A 419-nucleotide genomic window follows, 5' to 3' on the forward strand; every position below is an offset into this window, starting at 1 on the left:
GGGTACCTGCCGATGATCGGGGCGACCATCGCGATCACCATGCTGTCCGCGGTGGTGTGGGCGCACCACATGTTCGCCACCGGCGCGGTGCTGCTGCCCTTCTTCTCGATCATGTCGTACCTGATCGCGGTGCCCACGGGGATCAAGTTCTTCGCGTGGATCGGGACGATGCGGGGCGGGTCGCTGTCGTTCGAGACACCGATGCTGTGGGCGTTCGGTTTCCTGGTGACGTTCCTGCTGGGCGGGTTGAGCGGGGTGCTCATCGCCGCGCCGCCGCTGGACTTCCACGTGACCGACTCGTACTTCATCGTGGCGCACCTGCACTACGTGCTGTTCGGCACCGTGGTGTTCGCGATGTTCGCCGGCTTCTACTTCTGGTGGCCCAAGATCACCGGGAGGATGCTGGACGAACGGCTGGG

At 64.9% G+C, this 419-nt stretch carries 1 protein-coding gene; it reads left to right on the top strand.

All coding sequences use genetic code 11. The features are described from left to right. The coding region (locus tag RH94_RS45320) for a cbb3-type cytochrome c oxidase subunit I (RefSeq protein ID WP_234426224.1) at nt 1-419 on the top strand (419 nt) is incomplete at both ends.

Origin of the sequence: Streptomyces kebangsaanensis (assembly GCF_001906585.1) — a bacterium.
In the GTDB taxonomy this organism is placed as follows: domain Bacteria; phylum Actinomycetota; class Actinomycetes; order Streptomycetales; family Streptomycetaceae; genus Streptomyces; species Streptomyces kebangsaanensis.